The organism is Streptomyces blattellae, from assembly GCF_009709555.1.
Lineage (GTDB): Bacteria > Actinomycetota > Actinomycetes > Streptomycetales > Streptomycetaceae > Streptomyces > Streptomyces blattellae.
In genome coordinates this window covers 1-24542 of record NZ_WJBG01000132.1, presented here as the reverse complement: position 1 = coordinate 24542, position 24542 = coordinate 1, and the positions used below count along the sequence as shown (strand labels likewise).

Sequence of the window (24542 nt, the reverse complement as noted above, 5' to 3'; positions counted from 1 at the left end):
GTCGGTCCGTGTGGGTTCGCTTGCGCCGGGCGGGGTGTCTGTCGGCTCGTGTGGGTGGGTTTGTTGGGTGCGTTTGCGGGTGCGTTGTGCGCGGTGTGTTGTCCGTCGGACCGTGTGGGTCGCTTGCGCCCGGCGTGTTGTCCGTCAGCTCGTGTGGGTTCGCTTGGCGAGCGACGTGGGCGCTTCAGTCCGTGCGGGTTCGTCTCTGGGTGGCGTGGATGCTTCGGCCTGTGCGGGTTCGTTTCGTTTGTGGGCGGCGCGCACGCTTCAGACTGTGCGGTGCTTGTCGACGCCGGTCTGCAAATTCAGCCCGTCCGGCGTTTGAGGACGAGGCCGAAGGCCGAAGCGGGGGTCTGGGCGCGGCAGCCCCCCGCAGGGGCGGCACCGACGCCGGTTCCTTCCTCACTGGAGCCGGTGCATGCCCGGTCGCCGGTCACGAAAGCTTTCGCGGCCACGGAGTGACCTGCCGCACATCTGCCGTAAAGTTGACCGCGGTCGATACCTGACCGCGGCAGATCGGAAGGGCAGCAGGCGTGACCGTCGACGACACGGGCTCCGGCAGGGACCCGGACGGCCGGGTGGATGCTCTCTCGGCTTCGATCGAGCGGGGCGACCCCTACGACCGGCGTGACCCCGACGCCACCGACCCCGGCGAGGACCCCCTCGCCCTCCGCCTCGAACAGCTCATCATCGGCGCGGAGCGGCGTTACACGCCCTTCCAGGCGGCCCGCAGCGCGGGTGTCTCCATGGAGCTGGCCTCCCGCTTCTGGCGGGCGATGGGCTTCGCCGACATCGGCCAGGCCAAGGCGCTCACGGAGGCCGACGTACTGGCGCTGCGGCGGCTCGCCGGTCTGGTGGAGGCGGGGCTGCTGAGCGAGGCGATGGCCGTGCAGGTGGCGCGCTCCACCGGGCAGACCACCGCCCGGCTGGCCGAGTGGCAGATCGACTCCTTCCTGGAGGGCCTGACCGAGCCGCCCGAGCCCGGCATGACGCGCACCGAGGTGACGTACCCGATCATCGAGCTGCTCCTGCCGGAGCTGGAGGAGTTCCTCGTCTACGTCTGGCGGCGCCAGCTCGCCGCCTCGGCCGGCCGGGTCATCCAGGCCGCCGACGACGAGGAGATGGTCGACCGCCGCCTCGCCGTCGGCTTCGCGGATCTCGTCGGTTTCACGCGCCTGACCCGCCGTATGGAGGAAGAGGAACTCGGCGAGCTCGTCGAGGCCTTCGAGACCACCGCCGCCGATCTGGTGGCCGCGCACGGCGGGCGACTCGTCAAGACACTCGGTGACGAGGTGCTCTACAGCGCCGATGACGCGGGCGTCGCCGCGGAGATCGCGCTGCGTCTGATCGAGACGATGGCGAACGACGAGACGATGCCGGAGCTCCGCGTCGGCATCGCGTTCGGCACGGTGACCACCCGTATGGGCGATGTCTTCGGTACGACGGTGAATCTGGCGTCCCGGCTGACGTCGATAGCCCCCCGTGATGCCGTGCTGGTCGACAGCGCGTTCGCGGAGGAGCTGATCCGGACCGGGGACGCGCCTGCTTCCGAGGCGGAGGCCGCTGAGGCGGCGGCTGCCGCGGAGAAGGAGGGCGAGGAGCCGCCGGTGTATCGCTTTGCGCTGCAGCCGATGTGGCAGCGGCCGGTGCGGGGGCTGGGCGTGGTTGAGCCGTGGCTGCTTACGCGGCGGGCGTCGTCGGGCTGACGGTCGTCTGCCGAGTGCGGGTGCGTGGTGGCTGGTCGCTCCCCCACGCTCGAACCCGGCATTGCAGTTCGCTCAGTCGTCGGTCGTCAGCGGGTCCACGCACAGGCCGATCACCGGGATGCAGACGCGGGGCTGATCCGGTGCCGGGGTCGGGGAGTTGGTGGGCCGGATGGGCGGAGTGGGCTGAGTGGGCGCCGGAGTCGTGGGCGTCGGCTGCGGGGCGGGTGTCTCGGGGATGGTGGTCGGCGCTTGTGCCGGCGCCGGGGTCGTCCTCGTGGATGGTGTGAAGGGTCTCCCCGCGGGGGCTGGTGGCGTGCTGGGACTGGGGGCGCCCGCCACCGACGCCGGTGTTGCCGGGATCGCGGTGGGGACGGCCGCCGTGGTGGCCGCGGCGGTGGCTGCCGTATTCGTCTCGCGGTCGGTGGCGGGGTCCAGATGGGGCAGTTCCGACTCGGTGGCGTCGAGAGCGGCGACGTCGGAGTCGGGGGTCAGGCGTACGAGGCTCAGTACGCCGACGGCCACGGCGAGGCCTCCGGCGGCGAGCAGCAGCTTGCGGGGGCGGGGTTTGCGGTGGCGACCGCGCTGACGTGCTGGTGTGTTCTGGTCCGTCACCGCGATGCCTCCCCGTTGCGCGTGGCGCAGCGCACGTTATGCGCTTCCGTGGGCGATCGGGTGGGAGTCGGGCGGGATGTCACTCGAAGGGGGAGTCCGGGGAGTCCGGGGGCGTCCGCGGGGCCGAGCGGGCCGGGCCGGGAACCGGCGTCGGCCTTTTCCCGGCCCGGGATGGCTGCGATGATCGGGCGCATACTGTTGTTAACACGCGTTAACCGGGAGGGTGTCATGAGCGAGGAACGGTTCGGGGAGTACGTGCTGGTGCGGCGGCACGGGGAGGGGCATGTCGCCGAGCTGGTCCTGGACCGGCCCAAGGCCATGAACGCCGTGTCGACGGAGATGGCCCGCTCCATTGCGGCGGCGTGTACGGCGCTGGGGGACGACAAGGGCGTACGGGCGGTCGTGCTGACGTCGAGCCATGAGCGGGCGTTCTGTGTGGGGGCCGACCTGAAGGAGCGGAACTCCTTCAGCGACGCCGAACTGGTGCGGCAGCGGCCGGTGGCGCGGGGGGCCTACACCGGGGTGCTGGAGCTGCCGGTGCCGGTGATCGCGGCGGTGCACGGGTTTGCGCTGGGGGGCGGGTTCGAGCTGGCGCTGTCGTGTGACGTGATCGTGGCCGACCGGACGGCGGTCGTGGGGCTGCCCGAGGTGTCGGTGGGGGTGATTCCGGGTGGTGGGGGTACGCAGCTGCTGCCGCGGCGGGTGGGGGCGGCGCGGGCGGCCGAGCTGATCTTCTCGGCGCGGCGGGTCGAGGCGGTTGAGGCGCGGGAGTTGGGGATGGTCGATCAGCTGGTGGAGGCGGGGCGGGACCGGGACGAGGCGCTGGAGCTGGCGTCCCGGATCGCGGCGAATTCTCCGGTGGGGCTGCGGGCGGCCAAGCGGGCGTTGCGGGTGGGGTTCGGGCTTGATCTGCGGGCCGGGTTGGAGGTCGAGGACGCGGCGTGGCGCACGGTGGCGTTCTCCGGGGACCGGGCGGAGGGGGTGGCGGCGTTCAACGAGAAGCGGCGGGCGGAGTGGCCGGGGGAGTAGTCGGTACGTGTGTCGGCACGGGCCGCTTTCTCGCCCCCGCCGCCCCTACCCATCCCATCTCCAGGGGCTCCGCCCCTTCGACCCCGCCAGAGGGCTGCGCCTCAGGGCTCCTCCCCTGCGCCCCGTCAGAGGGCTGCGCCTCCTGGCCACCCGCGCGGGGTTACACCCCTGCGACCGCCCGAGGGCTCGGGCCGCCGGAGGCCTCCTCTGCGCCCAGGCAGAGCCCCGGCACTGGGCCCCGGAGTTCTGCCCCTGCCACTCGCCTCTGCCCACCGCCGGAGCCCCGGCACTGGCCCCTGGCGGGGTTTTCCCCTGCGCCCCGTCGGTGGTGGGCTCCGCCCCCGTGCCCCGCCGGGCTCGACGGCCTCGTCCTCAAGTGCCGGGCAGCTGGCAGGTGCCCACCTGTTCGCCGCATCAATGTCCTGGTTCGTCCATTTTCTCCTAGCCTGGAGTGATGGGTGAGGACATCCGGCTCGCGGCCGTTGTGGCGTTGGCGCAGGGTATGGCGGCTGCGCATGGGGCGCGGGATGCGTGGCGGGCGGCGGCTGTGGGGGCGTGTCGGGCGTTGGGGGGGAGTTTTGCGGCGCTGTCGGTGTGGGAGCGGGATCTGGGACGGCTGAGGGTGCTGGTGAACGTGGGGGAGCGGGTGGCCGGGGAGGTGGAGTTCCCTGAGGACGAGGCGTACCCGGTGCATCAGTTCCCCGAGATCACCGAGTTTCTGCACGAGCGGTGGGCGGGGGGCGGTGAACCCGACGCCTGGGTCGAGACCGCTGACGGGCCCGCGGCGGGGCGGCCCGGCTATATCCATCAGCGCGTCGCCGCCCTGCGCCGCCGCGGCCGTGGCTGCTGTGTCGTCGCCCCGATCGTGCTGAACGGGCGGGCCTGGGGGGAGCTGTATGTCGCCCGGCCGGTCGGTGAGCCCGTGTTCGACCGGGCCGACGCCGACTTCGCCACCGTGCTCGCCGCCGTCGTCGCCGCCGGGATCGCCCAGGCCGAGCGGCTGGAGGAGGTGAGGAGGCTGGCGTACACCGACGCGCTCACCGGGCTCGCCAACCGCCGGGCCGTCGACGTACGCCTGGAGGAAGCCGTCGAGCGGCACCGCGGTCAGGGGGTCGTCGTCAGTCTGGTCGTCTGTGACCTCAATGGGCTCAAGCGGGTCAACGACACCCGCGGGCATGCCGTGGGGGATCGGCTGCTCGAACGGTTCGGGTCGGTTCTGTCGCTGTGCGGGGCCATGCTGCCCGGCACGCTCGCCGCCCGTCTCGGCGGTGACGAGTTCTGTCTGCTCGCGGTCGGGCCGCCCGCCGACGAGGTCGTACGGGCCGCCGACGAACTCTGCCGCCGGGCCGCCGAGCTGGAGCTGGGGGAGGGGGTCGCCTGTGGGGTGGCGTCGACGGAGGATCCCATCGGGCCCGTTCGCTCGGCCCGGCGGCTGTTCCGGCTCGCGGATGCCGCCCAGTACCGCGCCAAGGCCGTGCGGGCCACGAAGCCGGTCGTCGCGGGGCGTGAAGGCCCGGAGGATCCCGTCGTACGGCTGGCCGATGAGCCGTCCGGCGACCACGGTGCCGAGCGGCGCCGGTTCCGGGGGCGGCGCTGATCGTGGTCTGCCGGTGGGGGCGGACCGGTAACCGGTGTGACCAGATCGGTAAGGGGTGAAAGCCGACCCCACTCGTGACATCTTCGAATTCACTGCGTACGCTTCTGAATATGGATATGCATAGTGTGGTGGTGGGGACTTCCGGGGTCAGCGCGTCCGACGTCCTCGCCGTGGCGCGCGCCGGCGCCCGGGTCGAGCTCTCCGCGGAGGCCGTGACCGCGCTCGCCGCGGCCCGCGAGATCGTGGACGCGCTGGCCGCCAAGCCCGACCCCGTCTACGGCGTGAGCACCGGCTTCGGCGCCCTGGCGACCCGGCACATCAGCCAGGAGCTGCGGGCCCGGCTGCAGCGCAACATCGTCCGCTCGCACGCCGCCGGGATGGGGGAGAGGGTGGAGCGGGAGGTCGTACGAGGCCTGATGTTCCTGCGGCTGAAAACCCTCTGCTCGGGGCACACCGGCGTACGGCCCGAGGTCGCGCAGACCATGGCCGACATCCTCAACGCGGGGATCACCCCCGTCGTGCACGAGTACGGCTCCCTCGGCTGCTCCGGCGACCTGGCCCCGCTGTCGCACTGCGCCCTCACACTCATGGGCGAGGGGGAGGCGGAGGGTCCGGACGGGACTCTAGGGCCCGCCGGCGAGCTTCTCGCCGCGCACGGCATCGCACCCGTCGAACTCCGGGAAAAGGAAGGGCTCGCCCTCCTCAACGGCACCGACGGCATGCTCGGCATGCTGGTGATGGCCCTCGCCGACCTCGACACGCTCTACAAGTCCGCCGACATCACCGCCGCCCTCAGCCTCGAAGCCCTGCTCGGCACGGACAAGGTCCTCGCGCCCGAACTGCACGCCATCCGGCCGCACCCGGGGCAGAGCGCCTCCGCCGCCAACATGCTGGCCGTGCTGAAGGGTTCGGGCCTGACCGGGCATCACCAGGACGACGCGCCCCGCGTCCAGGACGCGTACTCCGTGCGGTGCGCTCCCCAGGTCGCCGGCGCCGGACGCGACACCATGGCCCACGCCCGGCTGGTCGCCGAGCGCGAACTCGCCTCCGCCGTCGACAATCCCGTCGTACTGCCTGGGGGCACCTCCCAGGCTTTCGGCACTGGGGGAGGGCGCGTCGAGTCCAATGGCAACTTCCATGGGGCGCCCGTGGCTTACGTCCTCGACTTCCTCGCCATCGCCGCCGCCGATCTCGCGTCGATCGCCGAGCGCCGTACCGACCGGCTGCTCGACAAGAACCGCAGCCATGGGCTGCCGCCGTTCCTCGCGGACGACGCGGGGGTGGACAGCGGGCTGATGATCGCGCAGTACACGCAGGCCGCGCTGGTGAGCGAGATGAAGCGGCTGGCCGTACCGGCGTCGGCGGACTCGATTCCGTCCTCCGCGATGCAGGAGGACCATGTCTCCATGGGCTGGTCGGCGGCCCGCAAGCTGCGTACGGCCGTGGACAACCTCACGCGGGTCGTCGCCATCGAGCTGTACGCCGCCACGCGCGCGGTCGAGTTGCGCGAGGGGCTGAGTCCGGCGCCGGCGTCGCGGGCCGTCATCGACGCCGTGCGGGCGGCGGGGGTCGGGGGCCCCGGTCCGGACCGGTTCCTGGCGCCCGACCTCGCGGCGGCGGACGCGTTCGTGCGGGACGGGCGGTTGCTGGCGGCGGTGGAGACCGTCACCGGGCCGCTGCTGTAGGACGGCCCCGGGGGCTGTAGGACGTCCCCGGGCCCTGCCGTACGACCGGCAGGGCCCCGGAGACTCTGGAGTCTCCGGAGACTACTTGAGCTTGGTGATCTGCGCCTCGACCACGGACGCCGGGATCTCGGCCGCCTCGCCGGTACCGAACGAGGCGAAGTTCACGGTGTAGAACGTGGCGATGGTGTTGCCCTCGCGCACCACCTCGGTGTGGAAGGTGGCCGTGCCCTCGCCGTCCATGTCGACGTCCTCGGCGAACGCCACCGACTCCTCGCCCAGCCCGGAGCCCTCCAGGGAGCTGACCTTGGTGACCTTCGAGTCCTCGCCGCCGGCGGCGAGGCCGTACCCGCCGGAGCAGGCCGAGACGCCGTCGGACACGGCCTTCATCGCCTGCGCGGCGCCGTCGCCCTCGTACGAGGACAGGCCCACGTACGTCACGTCGACGTCGAAGATGTCCTCGGCGTCCTCGGGCTGCGCGGTGGCGGTCGACGCCTTGTCCTCCGTGACGCTGTTGCTGGCGTTCGCGTCCGTGTCGCCCGGGGCGAGACCGGCCGTGGCCCAGGCGAGCGGGTCGCACTGCGCGTTGTCCGTCTTCACCTCGGTCTTGGACTTCGGGAGGGTGTCGTCCCCCGAGTCGACCTGGTAACCCTTGACCTCGCCCTGAGCGAGGAGCAGCTTCTCCAACTCGGATGCGCTGAACGCCTTGGCGGCCTCGGCCGGTGCGGCGGATTCCGAGCCCAGTGACTTGGAGCCGCTGGACTCCTCGGTGGAACACGCGGTGACTAGGGCGAGCGACAGCACGCTCACGGTGACCGTGGCGGCGGTACGCACGCCCGATGATCTCTTCATGGGGCGGAACTATGCGGCCCAAGTCAAGGACACGTCAAGCAGGTTAAAAACCCAGCCGCTCACGACGTACCGAATACACCACGAATCCGGCACCGATGCCGAGGGAGAGCGCGCCGCCGACGACATACGGAGTGGTGTCGAAGCTGCCGGTGTCGGCGAGTCGGGCGCCGTCGACGGACGCCTCCGTGGTGACCCGGGCCTGCGTGGTGACCTGCGACGTCGGTGTGGCCGAGGGTTCCGCTCCCGCCGGGTCGTCCATCGACGCGTTGGCGGACGGGACGAACCACAGGGCGCCCAGCAGGGTGCCCGCGGCGGCGGCGGTCAGCAACGGACGGCGAACGGATGACACTGAATATCGATCCCCTTGTGGCGCTGGAGAATTGACCGTGTGGGCCGATGGTAGTGAAAGGCGCGGGTCACGGGAAAGTCACGGGAGCCATGCGTCGTACGCTCCGGGCATGAGCACTCCTGAGACATCACGTTTTGTACGGCTTCGCGTGGAGCTGGTGATCGAGGTCGACGATGCCGACGGCCTCACGAAAGCGGCACTTCAGCGCATCGCGGATGACGCTGATATGCCGCAGGGCGAACGGGTCCATGCGCAGAGTGCTGTGACGGAAGACACGGCGGAGGCCCTCGCGTATCTCGTGGACCCGTTCGACCTGATCGGCGAGGTGCCCGGAATCGAGCTCCAACAGGCCTCCTGGAGCAGTGAACAGATCGACTACGACCCCGATTCGCCCGAGTGGGACCTCGACGAGGATGATGGCGACGAGGACGATGGTGGCGACGAGGACGACGGAGACGACGAAGACGCCGCGAAGGTGTTCGGCTGACGCTTTTCGGGGAAATCGTGACCCCGGGCGCAACCGCCGTCCGGGGTTTCGTCGTCTCATGGGGCGCACCGACCGGTATGGGCACCATCGGTATGGGCGCCACCGCCCGGCGAACGTGGTGTGCCCCACACATCCGCGGGATGTGGAACGGGCTGAACCGGTCTTAGCGTTGAGGTTTCTTGCGGGTGTTTGTCAACGGGGACTCATGGGGTTTTGGGGATTCGGCAACGATGGAGAAGCGTGTGATGACGGACAGTAAGCGGCGCAGGGGTCTGATGACCGCGTCCGCACTGCTCGGCGGTGTCCTGGTGCTCTCGGCCTGCTCCGGCAGCGACGACAGCAGCGCCTCCGACGGCGGCAAGGACACCTCGCAGGCCAAGGTGGACGAGGCGGCGGCCGAGAAGACCTCCGAGGCCCAGATCGAGATCACGCCGAAGGACGGCTCGGACAACGCCTCCATCAACAACTCGGCCGCTGTCACCGTGAGCAAGGGCACGCTCACCGAGGTGACGATGACGACGTCCGACGGCGCCGCCGTCGAGGGCGAGATATCCGCCGACAAGACCAGTTGGAAGCCCAGTGGCCAGCTGGAGCGGTCCACCACTTACAAGGTGGCGGCGGAGGCGAAGGACTCCGACGGCCGCGTCGCCCACGAGAACGCCTCGTTCTCCACGGTCTCCCCGGACAACAGCTTCCTCGGCTACTTCACGCCGGAGGACGGCTCCACGGTCGGTGTGGGCATGCCGGTGTCGCTCAACTTCGACAAGGCGATCACCAACAAGGCGGACGTCCAGAAGGGCGTCACCGTCACCTCCAGCAGCGGCCAGGAAGTCGTCTGCCACTGGTTCAACGACACGCGCATGGACTGCCGGCCGGACGAGTACTGGCAGGAAGGCTCCACCGTCACCCTGGACCTCGCGCTCGACGGCGTCGAGGGCGCCGAGGGTGTCTACGGAGTCCAGCAGAAGACGGTCACCTTCACCATCGGCCGCAACCAGGTGTCGTACGTCGACGCCGAGACCAAGCAGATGAAGGTCATGCAGGACGGCAACGTCGTCAGGACCATCCCGATCTCCGCCGGTTCGCCCGAGAACAAGACGTACGAAGGCCAGATGGTGATCTCCGAGAAGTTCAAGGAGACCCGGATGAACGGCGCGACGGTCGGCTTCACCGACGACGACGGCAAGGGCGAGTACGACATCAAGGACGTCCCGCACGCCATGCGCCTGTCCACGTCCGGCACCTTCATCCACGGCAACTACTGGGGCGCGGACTCGGTCTTCGGCAGCGTCAACACCAGCCACGGCTGCGTCGGCCTGAACGACACCAAGGGTGCCAACGACACGGGCACGGCCGGCTACTGGTTCTACAACAACTCGATCATCGGTGACGTCGTGGTCGTCCAGAACACCGGCGACCAGACCATCGCGCCGGACAACGGCCTCAACGGCTGGAACATGGACTGGGAGCAGTGGAAGGCGGGCTCGGCGGTCTGACGCCGGTCTCCACCTGAAGCAAGAAGCAAGAAGCAAGAAGCAAGAAGCAAGAGAAGCGGCCTGTCCGGGACTTGAGGTCCCGGACAGGCCGCTCACTTATTGCCTGTTGCCCGGCGTGCTACTTGGCGTAGTACGCGTTGTAGATCGAGATCGTCGACTTGTTGTTCTTCTTGTCGGTGATCTTGGCGTGGAAGGAGATCGCCTTCCCCTTCGCGGGGTTCTTCACGCTGATCTTGCCGTCCTTGACGGTGACCTTCTTCCAGGTCTGGCCGTAGTCGTACGACACGTACACCGCCAGCGACTTGAGGTTGCTGCCCTTGGCGGCGCCCTCGACGACGACCGGGACCTTGGCCGTCTTGCCGGCCGCGACGCGGTTGTCCGGACCCGTGGCCGCGTTGAAGCGGACCGTGGACGCCGGGAGCTTGGCGAGGTCGCCGGACGGCTTCTTGGAGCGGAAGGTCCAGCTCGCGTCGATCCGCGTGGACGCCGCCGCGACCTTGACGCTCCGCTTGACCGACGTCGTCAGCCTGTACTCGGCGTCGCCGGCCGGGACCCTGAACGCCTTCTCGCCGTACATCGGGTCGTCGTTGGTGCCGACCTTGGCGCCGTTGCGGTAGAGCGAGGTGTTCACCGAGGTGAACAGCGAATCGCCGGCGTGACCCACGCTGTCCGCGAACAGCGGCAGGTACCCGTAGATGTCGTTGCCCTCGCGGAACAGCCCGAACCCGGAGTTCAGATGCGGGCCGAAGACCGCCCGGTTGAAGGTCTTCTTGTAGGTCTTGCCGCCCTGGAACTTCTGCGTGTCGCCGAGCGTGTAGTACGCCTCCAGGAGCGGGAAGCCGTTCGCGTCCTTGCCGCCGTACTGCTCGACGTCGTACGTCCACTCGATGTCGTCGGTCGTCGACAGGTACAGCGTCCGCGTGCCGGGCAGCTTCTGCTCGACCGGGGAGCCGATGACGACGTCCTCGGGGAGGGCGCCGATGGTGAGGATTCCGCCGGTCTTGCCGGAGGCGCCGGCACCGATGTCGTTCTTCACCTTGGCGAGTTCGTTCGCCTTGAAGTGGCGGACCTTGTCGCCCTGGACCTTCTTGACCTTGGCGGTGGTGGCGACGTCGTACTCGGTGCCGGCACCCTTGGTCCACTGGCCGCTCCAGGTCTGGCTGAGGCCGTTGACCTCCCCGCCGAGGGGCGCCATGCGCACATTGGCGAAGGAGTCGAGGGCGACGCCGATGCCGAGGCCCGCCGCCTGGTACGTGTAGCCGATCATCGCGGACGACGGCTTCGCCGCCGCGTCCGGCACCGTGATGTCGGCCGCCTTGGTCTTACGGGCGTCGATCGTCACCGAGGTGTTCTTGGTGACGGTCAGCCTCGGCTGGACCAGCCAGTCGATGCCGCCCTCGAAGGTCGTGAAGTCCTCCGCGATCCAGGCGTCCAGCAGGTACGTGCCCTTGGCCACGCGCATGGTGGTCGTGCCGGACTCGGCGGGCGGGACCGAGTACATGCGGTCCTTGCCCAGGCCCGAGTAGCCGAAGAGCACGGTGTTGTACTCGGACGGCTGCCCGTCCCTGCCGATGTGCTTGACCGTGACGTCGTACGACTCGGCCTCACGCTGCACCGCCGCCGCCGTACGGACGCTCTGGCCGCCGCCCGTCGCCGTCACGTACGCCGAGTAGGCGCCGTCGAGCGTGCCGCCCAGCTTCGTGTCGACGGTCATCTCGACGGTGGCCTTGCCGCCCGCCGGGACGGTCACCGTGGTGGCGCCCAGCTTGAAGAAGCCGGCCGGAGCGGCCTGCCCCTTCGGGTCGGTCGCCGTGGAGGACAGTTTGAGCGTGACGTCCTCCGTACCGAGGTTGCGGTACGTCAGCTCCTTGGTGACCGGCGTGTCGTCGGTGTGCGGCCACTGCTGCACCCCGAAGCTCACCGACACCGGGTCGGCGATCACGGTCTGCTTGACGGCCTTGTCGACCTGGATCCGGCCCGAACCCTGCTCGAACGGCGTGTACGTGCCGCCCTTGGCGGAACCGGTCAGCGCGCCCTTGATCTCGGTGTACGTCCAGTCCGGGTGCTGCTGCTTCAGGATCGCCGCCGCGCCCGCGACATGCGGGGTCGCCATCGACGTACCGGAAATCGTCAGGTAGCCGGCCGGCTTCTCGCCGACTTCCTGCGCGATGACGCTGCCCTTGGCGGACGCGGCCGTGATGTCCACGCCCGGCGCGGTGACGTCCGGCTTGATGGCGCCGTCCCCGACGCGCGGGCCGGTGCTGGAGAACGGGGCGAGGACGTCCTGGTCGTCGACGGCACCGACGGTGAGCGCGGCGTCCGCGGAGCCGGGCGAACCGACCGTCTCCGGGCCGGAGTTGCCCGCGGCGATCGCGAAGAGGGCGCCCGTCTCGGCGGAGATCTTGTTGACCGCCGCCTCCAGCGGGTCGACCTCCGGGGTGTCGCCGCCGCCCAGGCTCATGTTGATGACGTCGGCGCCCTGTGCCGCCGCCCACTCCATGCCGGCGAGGATGCCGGAGTCGTCACCGAAGCCGTTGTCGTCGAGGACCTTGCCGTTGAGGATCTTGGCGCCCGGAGCGACGCCCTTGTACTTGCCTCCCGACGTGGCGCCGGTGCCCGCCGCGATGGACGCGACATGCGTGCCGTGGCCGTAGTGGTCGGTGGCGTCGGCCGCCGGTGTGAAGTTCTTCGACTCGACGACCTGGGACTTCAGATCGGCGTGGGTGGTGTCCACGCCGGTGTCCAGGACGGCGATCTTGACGCCCTTGCCGTCATAGCCAGCCGCCCACGCCTTGTCGGCGCCGATCTGGGGCACGGACTTGTCGAGGCTGGCCTTGCGGACACCGTCGAGCCAGATGTGCGCGATGCCGGAAGCCGCCTTGTCGCCGTTGGTGACGGCGTCCCACAGCTCGGACGTGTCCGCGTGCGGCGTCTGCACGGCGTCCGCGTTGAGGGTGCTGAGGGTCCTGCGGAGCGTGCCCGCGTCCCGGACGTCGGACTTGGCGGCCGTGGCGGCGCCCTTGTAGCCGACGATGACCTTCAGGCCGTTCTTCTGGGACGAGCGGGTCGCGGACTTGTTCAACTCGGTGATGTCGAACAGCCGCTGGTCGAGCTTGCCGGTGGCGACCAGACGGGCCGCGTCGGCGGGTATGACGAGCGTGTGCCCGTCGGCCTCACGGACCTGCACGGGTATGTGCTGACGCCCCTCGGCCCGCTCCAGGCCCACCACTTGGCCCTTGGCGTCCACGGCGACCCGGTCACCCGTGATGAGGGTGATGCGGTGGGGCGCGGCGAGCTTCGCGGAGCCGGTGGCCGCCGCGCTCTGCTCGGGTTTCGCCGACGCCGGGCTGGTCATGCCCGCGGCGAGGGCGACGGCGGCCGCCGTGGCGACGGTGGCCGCGTATGCACTTTTCACTTGTCTGCGCAAACTTCCCCCTACCTGAGGTACCGGGTGAATTCCCCTTCACCCGGCGGGGGGTTGTCTCGTACGCATGCGCGTGCACCCCCCGGATGACGCAGTATGCCGGGAGATGATCAGACACCTCAATACACAGGGGGCGGACAGCTTCGTTCTGTTTCGTTCTGTTGAGCCGCCTGCTGGGCCGCTGTTGAGCCGCCGGTTGAGCCGCGCCTCGCCGGAGGGGCAGCTTCCGCCGGGCCGCCGTGCTTGGCTGGGCCCATGACCGCGCACAGCGTCGAATACATCCGGTACCGCATCCCCGAGCAGCAGTCGGCGGAGTTCCTGGCCGCCTACACCCGAGCCGCGGCACAGCTGGCGGCGGCCCCGCAGTGCGTCGACTACGAACTGGCGCGCTGCGAGGAGGACTTCGAGCACTTCATCCTGCGCATCACCTGGACCTCGACCGAGGACCACCTGGAAGGCTTCCGGAAGTCGGAGCTGTTCGCCGGCTTCCTCGCCGAGATCCGCCCGTACACCGGCACCATCGAGGAGATGCGCCACTACAAGCCGACGACGGTACGCGGCACGGGCGCCTCCGTTGCCACGCTGTACGCCTGGGCGGGCGGCACGGAGGCCTTCGCCCGGCTGGCCGAGGTCTTCTACGACAAGGTCCTCAAGGACGACCTCCTCGCTCCCGTCTTCGCAGCTCTCGCGCCCGAGCACGCCGAGCACGTCGCCCTCTGGTTCGGCGAGGTCTTCGGCGGTCCGTCCGTCTGCCCCGAGACCCAGGGCGGCCCGGCCACATGGTCGCCGAGCTCCCCCAGAGGGGGTGCCCCCATGGTCCGGAACATCACCGAGGCCCAGCGCCGCCGCTGGGTGAACCTCATCCAGGACGCCGCGGACGAGGCGGGGCTGCCGACGGACGCGGAGTTCCGCTCGGCGTTCCTGGCGTACGTGGAGTGGGGGACGCGGCTGGCCGTCCACTTCTCCGGTCCGGACGCGAAGCCACCCGCCGAACAGCCGGCGCCGAGGTGGACCTGGGGAGCGGCACCGCCACACCGGCCCTGAGCGGCCCAAGACGCCGAGCGGCCTGAGCGGCCTGAGCGGGCTGAGCGGCCTGAGCGGCCTGAGCGGCCCTGGCGAAGCCGGCTGCGGTATGCGGCTCCGCCGCGATGGGGGTCCCCGCTCGGTCACTGGACGCCGAGGTGCGGCTGTGAGCGAAGCCGAGAGTGAGGGAGTGACCAGCCACGGCGGCCCCGCAGACGACAGACGACAGACGACAGACGACAGACGACAGACGACCGACGACCGACGACCGACGACCGACGACCGACGACCGACGACCGACGACCGACGACCGACGACAGACGACAGACGACAGACGACAGACAGACCACGGCAATTCCGCGGAGCGCTTGGCGCGTGGCGGTCAGCCGGTCGCCGGCCCGCCCGTACCCGCCTTCGTCGCGTCGGCCCCCCAACTGGCCAGCAGCCGCAGCGCCTCCGCCGACGGCGACCCCGGCTCCGCGTAGTACGTCAGCAGAGACTGCTCCGTGCCGTCGGCGAGGCGGAACGACTCGAAGTTCAAGGTCAGCTCGCCCACCAGCGGATGCCTCAGGCGCTTGACGCCGTAGCCCTTCTCCTTGACGTCATGGGTGGCCCACAGCCGCCGGAACTCCTCGCTCTTGACCGAGAGTTCGCCGACCAGCGCGGACAGCCGCGGGTCGTCCGGGTGGCAGCCCGCGTCCATACGCAGATAGGCGACCATGTCGGACGCCTTCTGGTCCCAGTCCACGAACAGATCCCGGTACTCCGGCCGCAGGAACACCAGCCGCGCCCAGTTCCGTTCCTGCACCGGCAGCTCCGACCAGTCGCCGAACACCGCCGCCGCCATCCGGTTCCAGGCGAGGATGTCCGAACGCCGGCCCGTGACGTACGCGGGCACCCCGTCGATGGAGTCCAGCAGCTGCCCCAGCGCGGGCCGCACCTGCTCCGTCCGCGCGACCTGCTTCTTCTTGTGCTGCTTCGGCTTCGCCAGGTGCGTGAGGTGGGCGTGCTCGGCGTCGGTCAGCCGCAGCGCACGCGCGATCGCGTCCAGCACCTCCGCCGACACGTTCCGCCCGTTGCCCTGCTCCAGGCGCGTGTAGTAGGCCACGGACACCCCGGCCAGCTGCGCCAGCTCCTCACGGCGCAGCCCCGGCACCCGGCGGTGCCGTCCGAAGTGCGGCAGCCCGACGTCCTCCGGCTTCAGCCGGGCACGCCGGGTGCGCAGGAACTCACTGAGCTCGGCACGCCGGTCCAGGGCCCCGCCGGTCTCGTGCACGGGTTGGGGCTGTTGGTCCATGCCCTCAAGTATTCACGGTCGTACGCGCCGGAGCCTGACCCTGGCAGTAGTAGGACCGGTGAACGTACACAGAACTGTGGCCTGGGTGAATGCCGCCGGGTTCGGCACGCTGGATGTCGTGCCCGGTCAGAAGGCAGCCGGGCGCACAATCCCGCTAGGAGAACCCCGGCATGACCACTGTTGCCGCATACGCCGCACCCGCCGCCAAGGCTCCGCTCGAACGCACGACGATCGAGCGGCGCGCGGTCCGTGAATTCGATGTGCTGATCGACATCAGGTTCGCGGGCATCTGCCACTCGGACATCCACCAGGCCCGCGAGGGCTGGGGTGAGGCCATCTTCCCGATGGTGCCCGGCCACGAGATCGCCGGCGTGGTCTCCGCGGTCGGCCCCGGTGTCACCAAGTTCGCCGTCGGGGACCGCGTGGGCGTCGGCTGCATGGTCGACTCCTGCCGCGAGTGCGAGAACTGCAAGGCCGGCCTGGAGCAGTACTGCCTCAACGGCAACGTCGGCACCTACAACGCGATCGGCAAGGACGGCGAGCCCACCTACGGCGGCTACTCCCAGAAGATCGTCGTGGACGAGAACTTCGTCGTCCGCATCCCCGACGGCCTGATGCTCGACGAGGCCGCGCCCCTGCTCTGCGCCGGCATCACCACGTACTCCCCGCTCAAGCACTGGAACGCCGGTCCCGGCAAGAAGGTCGCGATCCTCGGCATGGGCGGCCTCGGCCACATGGGCGTCAAGATCGCCCACGCGCTCGGCGCCGAGGTGACGGTGCTGTCGCAGTCCCTGCGCAAGAAGGACGACGGCCTGAAGCTGGGCGCCGAGCACTACTACGCCACCAGCGACCCGAAGACCTTCGAGGACCTCCGGGGCACCTTCGACCTGATCCTCTCCACGGTCTCGGCGCCGCTGGACCTGGACCAGTTCCTGTCCCTCCTCAAGACGGACGGCGCCTTCGTGAACGTCGGCGCCCCCGAGGAGCCCGTCTCCCTCAACCTCTTCTCGGTGATCGGCGGCCGCAAGACCCTCGCCGGCTCCGGCATCGGCGGCATCCAGGAGACCCAGGAGATGCTGGACTTCTGCGCCGGGCACGGCTTCGGCACCGAGATCGAGCTGATCCGCGCGGACCAGATCAACGACGCGTACGAGCGGGTGCTGGCGAGCGACGTCCGGTACCGGTTCGTGATCGACACGGCGACGATCTGAGCGGTGCTGAGGGCCCCGGAGGTGCGGTGACCGCACCTCCGGGGCCCTCAGCGTGCCGTCTCCTTACGGCGGCCCAGCAGCCACAGCAGATACGGCCCACCGACGAGGGACGTGAGCGCGCCCACCGGGATCTCCAGCGGGGGCAGCAGCGTGCGGGCGGCGAGGTCGGCGGTGACGAGGATCAGCGCGCCGGTCAACGCGGCGTTGAAGAGCGGGAGCTGGGGGGTACGGGTGAGCCGGCGGGCCAGCTGCGGTGCGGTGAGGGCGACGAAGCCGATGGGGCCCGCCGCGCCGGTCGCGGTGGCGGCGAGAACGACACCGAGCACGGTGAGGCCGAGCCGCACCCGGTCCACACGCACCCCCAGCCCGGCCGCGGTGTCCGGATCGAGCCCGAGCGGCCGTAGCGCCCGGCTCGCCCACACCAGCCCGGGCAGGCACAGCACCATGACGACCGCGAGCGGCCCGGCCTGCTCCCACCCCCGTCCGTTCAGACTCCCGGTCAGCCACAGCTTGACCTGCTCGGCGGCCTCCAGTTCGCTGTCGGTGAGATAGAGCTGCACGACGGCGGAGAGCGCCACCCCGATGCCCACGCCCGTGAGCACGAACCGGCTCGGCTGCATCCCGCCCCGCCACGCCAGTACGTAGACGAGGCCGGCCGCGGCGAGTCCGCCCGCCACGGACACGACCGGCAGCGCACCGGGGGAGGTGACGACCCCGGTCGCCAGCGCGAGGACGGTCGCCGCCGCGGCCCCGTGCCCGACCCCGATCACATCGGGACTGGCGAGCGGATTGCGCGTGACGCTCTGCACCAGGGCTCCCGCCACCCCGAGGGCGGCCCCCACCAACGCCCCCACCGCGATCCGCGGCACCCGCAACTCGTTGACGATCAGCTCATAAGGGCCGGTCCCGCCCCGCACCGTCCGCCACACCTCGACCGGCGACACAAACGTCTGCCCCACACACGCCGACGTCACCATGATCACACCGAGCAGCAAAGACAGACCGACGGCAACCGCCGCGGAACGCCGGTGGACGAGAACGGAGAAACCGGGACGGGGACGCAGGGGCGTCCATCCGCGGGGAGTCGACACCGCCGAGCCGCGGATGACTGGCACAGCGGAGGCACGAGCACCACGTGCCCCCCAGCTGCGGGCAACCGATGCGACCAAGCTCCGGCCACCACGTGCCCCCCAGCTGCGGGAGGCCGGTGCCGCGAAGCTCCGGGCACCATGTGTCCCCAAGCTGCGGGAGGCCGGTGCCGCGAAGCTCCCGGCACCACGTGCCCCCAAGCTGCGGGAGGCCGGTGCCGCGAAGCTCCGGGCACCATGTGCCCCCAAGCTGCGGGAGGCCGGTGCCGCGAAGCTCCGGGCACCATGTGCCCCCAAGCTGCGGGCATTCGTGCCGCCTAGGGCGGCACGGGTGGGCGCAGGCGGCACTCCGTCAGCGCCGGGCTGCGCGTCCGACCTCCCGCCGGTTCCAGCCCGCGGCACCCCGTCGCGCCGGCCCGCCGCCCCTGCCCCAGCCCCCCACCAACGCCACCCACCACTCACGCCGCCACCCCCTTCCGGCGTACCAGCAGAACCAGCACCGGCACCCCCACCAACGCGGTCATCACCCCCGCCGGCACCTCCGCAGGAGCCCGCACCACCCGCCCCACAACATCCGCCCCGAGCAACAGCCCCGCCCCGAGCAGCGCGGACAGGGGCAGCACACTCCGATACCCACCCCGAGGTACCAGCCGCCGCGCGACATGCGGCACCGCCAGCCCCACAAACGCGATCGGCCCCGCCGCAGCAACCGCCCCCGCCGTCAGCAACGTCGCCCCGAACGCCGCCACCACCCGCACCACCCCCACCCGATGCCCGAGCGCCCGCGCGGTCTCGTCCCCCAACGCCAGCGCATCCAGCCCCCGGGCGCAGAACACCACCAGCACCGCGCCCCCGGCCAGAAACGGCAGCATCTGCCCCACCGTCCCCGCGTCCCGCCCGCTCAGCGCCCCCACCTGCCAGAACCGGAACTGATCCAACGTCGCCGAACTGGAGGTCAGGACGACGGTCGTACCCCCCGCGGTCATCGCCGACAACGCGGTCCCGGCCAATGCCAGCTTCACCGGCGAGGCACCACCCCGCCCGCGCGCGGCGATCCCGTACACCAGGCACGCGGCCAGCACGGCCCCGGCGAAGGCGTACCAGACGTACCCCCCGAACCCGTTCGCGAGCCCGAAGGCGAGCGCGAGGACGACCCCCGCCGCCGCCCCCTGGCTCAGCCCGAGGATCCCGGGATCGGCCAGCGGATTCCGGGTGACCGCCTGCAACGCGGCCCCGGCGATCCCGAGCGCGGCGCCCGCCGCAAGCCCCACCTCGGTACGCGGCAGCCGCAACGACCGTACGACGAGCGCGTCGGGCGAACCCCCGCCGTGCAACAGCGCATCGACGACGGCGGACGGTGGCACCGGCCGAGTTCCCACCGCGAGGCTGAGCACGCCGACGGCGGCCACGAGGAGCGTGACCGCCGGCCAGACGAGACGCGGGCTCACTTGCCGATGTGCTCGGCGAGCTGTCGTACGACCAGACGAGCGGCGGTGGGACCGGCGTTGAGGTACCAGGGATCGTCGTCGACCTGCACGGCATGCCCGGCCTCGACGGCCTTCATGGACTTCCACAGCGGCCCGGCGAGCACGCTCGCCGCATCGGTGTCCCCGGCGTCGCCCTGCACGGAGTAGAAGATCCAGTCCCCGTCGGCGACATCGACGCTCTCCGGCCCGATGTCCTCCGAAATGGCGTTGAACTGCTGCGACTTGGGCCGGGACAGCCCCATGTCGACGGCGATGGACCCGGTGAAGGAGGAGACGCCGAACATGCGCGTACGGTCGGGCGTGAACCGCACCATGGAGACGGTGGGATCCCCGAGGCCGGCCCCCTTTTCGCCGGCCTCCGCGACGATGTCGTCCAGCGTCTTCTGCGCCTGCCGCCCCTTGCCGACCGCGTCACCGACCAGCAGCAGATCCCGCTTCCAGTTGATGCCGTTGCCGGCCGTGACGACGGTCGGCGCGATCTTCGACAGCTTGGGGTAGAGGTCGCCGAGCGAGTCGTTGACGAGGATCAGGTCGGGCTCGGCGGTGGCGAGCGTTTCCAGGTTGGGCGCCTGCCGGGTTCCCACGTCGGTCATCGCGTCGAGCTTCTTCTTGTACGACGGGAAGGTGTCCGCCAGATAGTCCGGTACGAGTCCGGCGTTGTCACCGCGGGTGGCGGCGGCCGGGACGATGCCGAGGGAGAGCAGGTCGTCGAGCTGGCCGGTGCTGAGGACCGCGATCTTCCGCGGCTCGCTCTTGATGGTCGTACTGCCCTCGAAGTGCCTGACCGTCCGCGGGAAGGCGCCGTCCACGTCGGTGTCGGAGCCCATGCCGTCGGCGAGAGCGCTCGGCGCGGCGGACGGCCCGCCGGTGTCCGAGGAGGCGCCCATGACGGGGTTGCGCGCCCCTTCGGCGGCCTTGGCATCGTTGTCGGAGGCCGACGAGCAGCCGGCCAGCAACCCTCCGGCGAGGGACATGGCCAGGAGGGCCTTCCACTGCAACGCACGCACGACTCTCTCCGAACTGCACAGGTGAACTCGCGACTCGCTAAGGTAAGGCTTACCTTAAATCACCTCGGAGTATGTTGGTACGTGGGGCTGCGTTGCGTGAGGAGGCCCACACGATGACCGTCGAGCTGAACCACACCATCGTCGTCGCACACGACAAGAAGGCGTCGGCCCGGTTCCTCGCCGACATCCTGGGACTGGAAGTCGGCCCGCCGTACGGCCCGTTCATCCCCGTCGAGGTCCCCAACGGGGTGACCCTCGACTTCATGGACACATCCGGCGAGATCACGCCGCAGCACTACGCGTTCCTGGTCTCCGAGGACGACTTCGACACGATCTTCACCCGTGTCCAGGACGCCGGGCTGCCCCACTGGGCGGACCCGCACCACAACCGCCCCGGCGAGATCAACCACAACGACGGCGGCCGTGGCACGTACTTCGACGACCCGAACGGCCACAACCTGGAAATCATCACGCGGCCGTACGGGAGCGGAAGCTGACGCTGTTCGAAGTCCGCGCATGCGCAGCGGTGTTCACCTCGAACCAGGAGCCCCGGGCGACGCCGTCGATGTCGTTGCCCGGCTCAATGAGGCCGGACCAAGAACTCACCCACCCACTCACCCACTCACCCACCGGAAGGCGCCGGGGTCAGCCGTCGGCGGGAGCGACACCGATCGGGCAGGACACTCCCGTCCCGCCGAGCCTGTGCTGCCATGTGACCCATGGGCGGCAGGTCCCTCCGTCATCCGCGTAGGTGGGCAAGAAGCTCGTCTCCAACGGGATATGCGCGTTCCTGGGGCAGGAGTCGGGCGGCGGAGTCCAGGTCACCACCCTCGACGAGGGCTTGGATCTCGTGGGCGAGTGGGGTCACGTCGCGGATGGCGACCGTCCATTCGTCCGCATAGCCTCGTACGGCCTCGCCGGAGAGGCCGAGTTGCAGGGATCGGTATGGCAGGGGCTGAAGGTGCAGGTCCCGCTCGGGGTCCCACTGCACGCGAGCGGGCGCACGCTTCAACTGACGCTGCCCGGTGGCCCGGTCGGGGTGTACCCCGCGGGCGTAGCTCGACAGGCACGCGTGGCGCAGAGCCCACTCGAAGCCGTCACGGCTGATCTCGACAGCGAGGACGGTCTCCTGCCCCGCCTTCGCGCCCCAGCCGCAGCGGTACATCATCCACAGGAACGAGGGCTTGATCCATGTCATCCTGTCCCGCTTCCACGCGGAGGGGAAACGGCCGTCGCGGACGGCGGGCAGGCCGATCTCCGGGGAGTAGGCCTGGTAGACGGTGATCGTGGATTCCGAGTGGGCCGCACGGATCCTGCGTTGCGGTTCTTCCATGGCGTACAGCGTGGAGTCGGCCGGTTCAGGCGGCCACTGATTTTCGACTGCCGTTCGCCGCGACGGAGAGGCGCCGGTCGCAGCACCGGCGCGGGCAGCCGGTGTCACGGCTCTCGGCAGGGTGGGTCGGACGGGCACGGAATCGCTTGGAACCCTCGTCTGTTGAGAACAGCGGGCAGGGGACGTCGGTGGTGTACGAGCCGAGTAGCCCGGGCGACCGAGTGGACAGACATTGGAGGGCCGTAATGGCTGCGCAGACGCAGAGGGCCGTACTGGCTGGTGGATGCTTCTGGGGAATGGAGGAGCTGATCCGTCGGCTCCCGGGTGTGACGGCGACCCGGGTCGGATACACGGGGGGTGACGTGCCGAACGCGACGTACCGTGACCACGGCACGCACGCGGAGGCCATTGAGATCCTTTTCGACCCTGAGAAGACCGACTACCGCGCGATTCTGGAGTTCTTCTTCCAGATCCACGACCCGAGCACCAAGAACCGCCAAGGCAACGACATCGGCCTCAGCTACCGCTCGGCGATCTACTACGTGGATGACGAGCAGAAGCGGATCGCCCAGGACACGATCGCGGATGTGGACGCCTCCGGACTGTGGCCCGGCAAGGTCGTCACCGAGGTGGAGCCGGTCGGCCCGTTCTGGGAGGCTGAGCCCGAGCACCAGAACTACCTGCAGCGTTACCCGGACGGCTACACCTGCCACTTCCCGCGCTCGGGATGGCGGCTGCCTGCCCGCACGGAGGGCTGACCGCGAGGTGGTCCGGCGGTAATCGGAGGCTGGCCGGCGTTGGGAAGTGCAGCACTGCCGGGCCTGGCAGTGCTGACGCTGTGCGGCTCAGCCGTCGGTCGTGGCGACTCCGGTGGGGCACGACGCTCCCCAGTTCGTTTCGAACGGGTCACCTAGCTTGACCCCCGTCCCCCCGATCCCGCAGTAGCCGGCCGGGTTCTTGTCGAGGTACTGCTGGTGATATCCCTCCGCCGGATAGAAGGGCCGTCCCTGCGCAGGGAGGATCTCCGTGGTGATCGTGCCGTGGCCGGAGCCGGTCAGTACCTGCTGGTAGGCCTTGCGGGAGGCTTCCGCGGTGGTTGCCTGGGCGGGGGTGTGGGTGTGGACGGCGGAGCGGTACTGGGTGCCCACGTCGTTGCCCTGGCGGAAGCCCTGGGTGGGGTCGTGGGACTCCCAGAAGGTCTTCAGGAGGGTTTCGTACGAGATCACCTCCGGGTCGAAGACGACGCGGACCACTTCCGTGTGGCCCGTGAGGCCGGAGCAGACCTCTTCGTAGGTGGGGTTCTCGGTGTAACCGCCCTGGTAGCCGACGAGGGTGGTCCAGACGCCCGCCGGGAGTTGCCAGAACTTGCGCTCGGCGCCCCAGAAGCAGCCCAGGCCCAAGTCGGCGACCTCAAGGCCTTCGGGGTAGGGGCCGAGGAGGGGGTTGCCGAGGACGGTGTGGCGGTCGGGGACTGTGAAGGCCGGCTCGGGGCGGCCCTGCAGTGCCTGCTCGGGGGTCGGCAGCTGGGGCGTACGGCTGTGCAGGAACATGCGGTCTCCAATCGTGCACCGGACGAATCGATGGGCCGGGCGTCTGAGGGGCCTCGCGTTCCACGGACAGGGATGCGACTGTTTACTTCAGGCGACGATTCGCAACTTCACATGTTCGGCGTGGACTTCTCGCGGAGGGCGATAGCCGACGGCTGAGTGAAGGCGCTTGCGATTGTACCAGAATTCGATGTACCGGGTGATGTCATGCCGGGCGGCCTCGCGAGTCAAGTACGTTACCCGCGACACTCGTTCGTTCTTCAGGGCCCCGAAGAACGACTCCGCCATGGCGTTGTCGAAACAGATCCCGGTACGCCCGGCCGACCGGCGAAGTCTCAACCCCTCGAGAACCTTTGCGTACTCGGCGGACATGTAGTTGCTGCCCCGGTCGGAGTGAAATATGGCACCCTTCGAGAGCTTCCTGTTCCGTGCCGCCTTACGGATGGCCCGGGATATCAATGGCGTCTGGTAGTGGTCGTCCATGGCATAGCCGATGACCTCTTTGGTGCAGCAGTCGATAACGGTTGCCAGATACAGCCAGCCCTCGCCGGTGGGAATGTAAGTGATGTCACCGACGAGTTTTTCACCGGGTGCCTCGGCGGTGAAGTCGCGGCCCACGAGGTCCGGCACCGGACCGGGTGCCGCCTGGGTGAGAGACCACTGCTTCGGCCGCGGCTGGCAGGGCACCAGGCCCAGCTCGCGCATCAGCTGGCGGACCAGCTCCGGGCCGGCGGCGACGCCCCAGCGCAGCAGCTGCGCGTGGACGCGCCGATAGCCATAGGTGCCGTCGGACATGTCGAACGCCTTCTTGATGAGCAGCCGCAGTTCCTCGCGCCGCTGGGCGGTCGCGGAATCGGGCCGGTTTCTCCAGTCGTAGTAGCCGGACTTGGACACGCCGAGTTTTCTGCACATGAACTCGACGGAGTACGCGCACTCCGCGTTGTCGAGCCGCATCGAATCGATGAACTCGTACTTGCTCGCTACCGGGGATCCTTCGCGAAGTACGCTGCGGCTTTTTTCAGGAAGGCGTTCTCCTGCTCAAGCTCTCGGTTCCGGCGTCGCAGCTCCTTCAATTCGGCACGCTCGTCCACCGGCAGCGGCCCAGCCTGCTGTCCGTGCTCGCGCTCATGCTGGCGCACCCAGGTGCGGAGCGTCTCGGGATTCACGTTGAGTTCCCGGGCGACATGAGCGACCGGCTTGCTGGATTTCAAAGCCAGTTGGACCGCTTCTTCACGGAACTCCGGCGAGTACGGACTTGGACGTGCCACTTGCTTCTTCCCTCGATTCCTTACAGGACAACCCTATTGGGTCCCTG

Annotated in this window: 21 protein-coding genes; 10 read left to right on the top strand and 11 right to left on the bottom strand. The window is 69.8% G+C overall.

All coding sequences use genetic code 11. The features are described from left to right. Nucleotides 1-533: 533 nt before the first annotated feature. A complete protein-coding gene (locus GFH49_RS13830) occupies nt 534-1706 on the top strand; it encodes an adenylate/guanylate cyclase domain-containing protein (RefSeq protein ID WP_155056168.1) in 1173 nt (390 codons plus the stop codon). Between the two features lie 72 nt (nt 1707-1778). Here the strand turns inward: GFH49_RS13830 and GFH49_RS13825 are convergent, their stop codons facing one another. Then, nucleotides 1779-2318, bottom strand: a complete 540-nt coding sequence (locus GFH49_RS13825; protein WP_230396281.1) for a hypothetical protein — start codon at nt 2316-2318, stop codon at nt 1779-1781. Between the two features lie 228 nt (nt 2319-2546). Here GFH49_RS13825 and GFH49_RS13820 point away from each other — a divergent pair, with 228 nt between their 5' ends. From GFH49_RS13820 to hutH, 3 genes are all read left to right on the top strand, one after another. Further along, a complete protein-coding gene (locus GFH49_RS13820; protein WP_155056167.1) occupies nt 2547-3347 on the top strand; it encodes an enoyl-CoA hydratase/isomerase family protein in 801 nt (266 codons plus the stop codon). A gap of 454 nt (nt 3348-3801) precedes the next feature. Then, nucleotides 3802-4944 carry a GGDEF domain-containing protein gene (locus GFH49_RS13815; protein ID WP_155056166.1) on the top strand — a complete coding sequence of 381 codons (1143 nt, stop codon included), beginning with the start codon at nt 3802-3804 and terminating at the stop codon, nt 4942-4944. A gap of 116 nt (nt 4945-5060) precedes the next feature. Then, on the top strand, nt 5061-6629 hold the full coding sequence (gene hutH, locus GFH49_RS13810) for a histidine ammonia-lyase (RefSeq protein WP_155056173.1): 1569 nt from the start codon (nt 5061-5063) through the stop codon (nt 6627-6629). Nucleotides 6630-6710: 81 nt separating this feature from the next. On the opposite strand, the gene GFH49_RS13805 is transcribed toward hutH, so the two are convergent. Next, nucleotides 6711-7478, bottom strand: a complete 768-nt coding sequence (locus GFH49_RS13805; RefSeq protein WP_155056165.1) for a hypothetical protein — start codon at nt 7476-7478, stop codon at nt 6711-6713. 43 nt (nt 7479-7521) lie between these two features. Then, nucleotides 7522-7827, bottom strand: coding sequence for an LPXTG cell wall anchor domain-containing protein (locus tag GFH49_RS13800; protein ID WP_230396280.1), 306 nt, complete (start codon nt 7825-7827; stop codon nt 7522-7524). A 109-nt stretch (nt 7828-7936) separates the two neighbouring features. Here GFH49_RS13800 and GFH49_RS13795 point away from each other — a divergent pair, with 109 nt between their 5' ends. Next, nucleotides 7937-8314 carry a hypothetical protein gene (locus GFH49_RS13795; RefSeq protein ID WP_155056164.1) on the top strand — a complete coding sequence of 126 codons (378 nt, stop codon included), beginning with the start codon at nt 7937-7939 and terminating at the stop codon, nt 8312-8314. A 245-nt stretch (nt 8315-8559) separates the two neighbouring features. Further along, on the top strand, nt 8560-9810 hold the full coding sequence (locus tag GFH49_RS13790) for a L,D-transpeptidase (protein WP_155056163.1): 1251 nt from the start codon (nt 8560-8562) through the stop codon (nt 9808-9810). Between the two features lie 118 nt (nt 9811-9928). Here GFH49_RS13790 and GFH49_RS13785 read toward each other — a convergent pair whose 3' ends face one another. Continuing rightward, a complete protein-coding gene (locus tag GFH49_RS13785; protein ID WP_230396279.1) occupies nt 9929-13237 on the bottom strand; it encodes a S8 family peptidase in 3309 nt (1102 codons plus the stop codon). Nucleotides 13238-13489: 252 nt separating this feature from the next. Between GFH49_RS13785 and GFH49_RS13780 the strand changes: the two genes are divergently transcribed. Beyond that, nucleotides 13490-14278, top strand: a complete 789-nt coding sequence (locus GFH49_RS13780; RefSeq protein WP_155056162.1) for a group II truncated hemoglobin — start codon at nt 13490-13492, stop codon at nt 14276-14278. 361 nt (nt 14279-14639) lie between these two features. Here GFH49_RS13780 and GFH49_RS13775 read toward each other — a convergent pair whose 3' ends face one another. Next, a complete protein-coding gene (locus GFH49_RS13775) occupies nt 14640-15554 on the bottom strand; it encodes a helix-turn-helix domain-containing protein (protein WP_155056161.1) in 915 nt (304 codons plus the stop codon). A gap of 170 nt (nt 15555-15724) precedes the next feature. On the opposite strand from GFH49_RS13775, the gene GFH49_RS13770 reads away from it, so the two are divergent. Beyond that, nucleotides 15725-16765 (top strand): NAD(P)-dependent alcohol dehydrogenase, encoded by a 1041-nt coding sequence (locus GFH49_RS13770; protein WP_155056160.1) that lies wholly within the window; start codon nt 15725-15727, stop codon nt 16763-16765. 47 nt (nt 16766-16812) lie between these two features. Here the strand turns inward: GFH49_RS13770 and GFH49_RS13765 are convergent, their stop codons facing one another. The 3 genes from GFH49_RS13765 to GFH49_RS13755 form a co-directional block, all read right to left on the bottom strand. Then, a complete protein-coding gene (locus tag GFH49_RS13765) occupies nt 16813-17880 on the bottom strand; it encodes a FecCD family ABC transporter permease (protein WP_408055905.1) in 1068 nt (355 codons plus the stop codon). A 431-nt stretch (nt 17881-18311) separates the two neighbouring features. After that, nucleotides 18312-19301, bottom strand: coding sequence for a FecCD family ABC transporter permease (locus GFH49_RS13760; protein WP_155056159.1), 990 nt, complete (start codon nt 19299-19301; stop codon nt 18312-18314). Further along, entirely contained in the window at nt 19298-20347 is a 1050-nt protein-coding gene (locus tag GFH49_RS13755; RefSeq protein WP_230396278.1) for an ABC transporter substrate-binding protein, read from the bottom strand. The genes GFH49_RS13760 and GFH49_RS13755 overlap by 4 nt, the downstream gene beginning before the upstream one ends. Before the next feature lie 113 nt (nt 20348-20460). Between GFH49_RS13755 and GFH49_RS13750 the strand changes: the two genes are divergently transcribed. Continuing rightward, the gene (locus tag GFH49_RS13750) at nt 20461-20844 is read left to right on the top strand and encodes a VOC family protein (protein ID WP_155056158.1); all 384 of its coding nucleotides are present in this window, start codon (nt 20461-20463) and stop codon (nt 20842-20844) included. Between the two features lie 242 nt (nt 20845-21086). Here the strand turns inward: GFH49_RS13750 and GFH49_RS13745 are convergent, their stop codons facing one another. After that, on the bottom strand, nt 21087-21680 hold the full coding sequence (locus GFH49_RS13745) for a DUF4291 domain-containing protein (protein ID WP_155056157.1): 594 nt from the start codon (nt 21678-21680) through the stop codon (nt 21087-21089). A 245-nt stretch (nt 21681-21925) separates the two neighbouring features. Between GFH49_RS13745 and msrA (GFH49_RS13740) the strand changes: the two genes are divergently transcribed. Further along, nucleotides 21926-22438, top strand: coding sequence for a peptide-methionine (S)-S-oxide reductase MsrA (gene msrA, locus GFH49_RS13740; protein WP_155056156.1), 513 nt, complete (start codon nt 21926-21928; stop codon nt 22436-22438). 87 nt (nt 22439-22525) lie between these two features. On the opposite strand, the gene msrA (GFH49_RS13735) is transcribed toward msrA (GFH49_RS13740), so the two are convergent. Both msrA (GFH49_RS13735) and GFH49_RS13730 read right to left on the bottom strand, forming a co-directional pair. Beyond that, nucleotides 22526-23230: a peptide-methionine (S)-S-oxide reductase MsrA gene (gene msrA, locus GFH49_RS13735; RefSeq protein WP_155056155.1), complete on the bottom strand. Its 705-nt coding sequence runs from the start codon at nt 23228-23230 to the stop codon at nt 22526-22528. An 87-nt stretch (nt 23231-23317) separates the two neighbouring features. Continuing rightward, a protein-coding gene (locus tag GFH49_RS13730) for an IS3 family transposase (protein WP_155056154.1) occupies nt 23318-24495 on the bottom strand; the annotation gives its coding sequence in 2 pieces (ribosomal slippage) (nt 23318-24234 and nt 24234-24495; 1179 coding nt in all). Between the last annotated feature and the right edge of the window lie 47 nt (nt 24496-24542).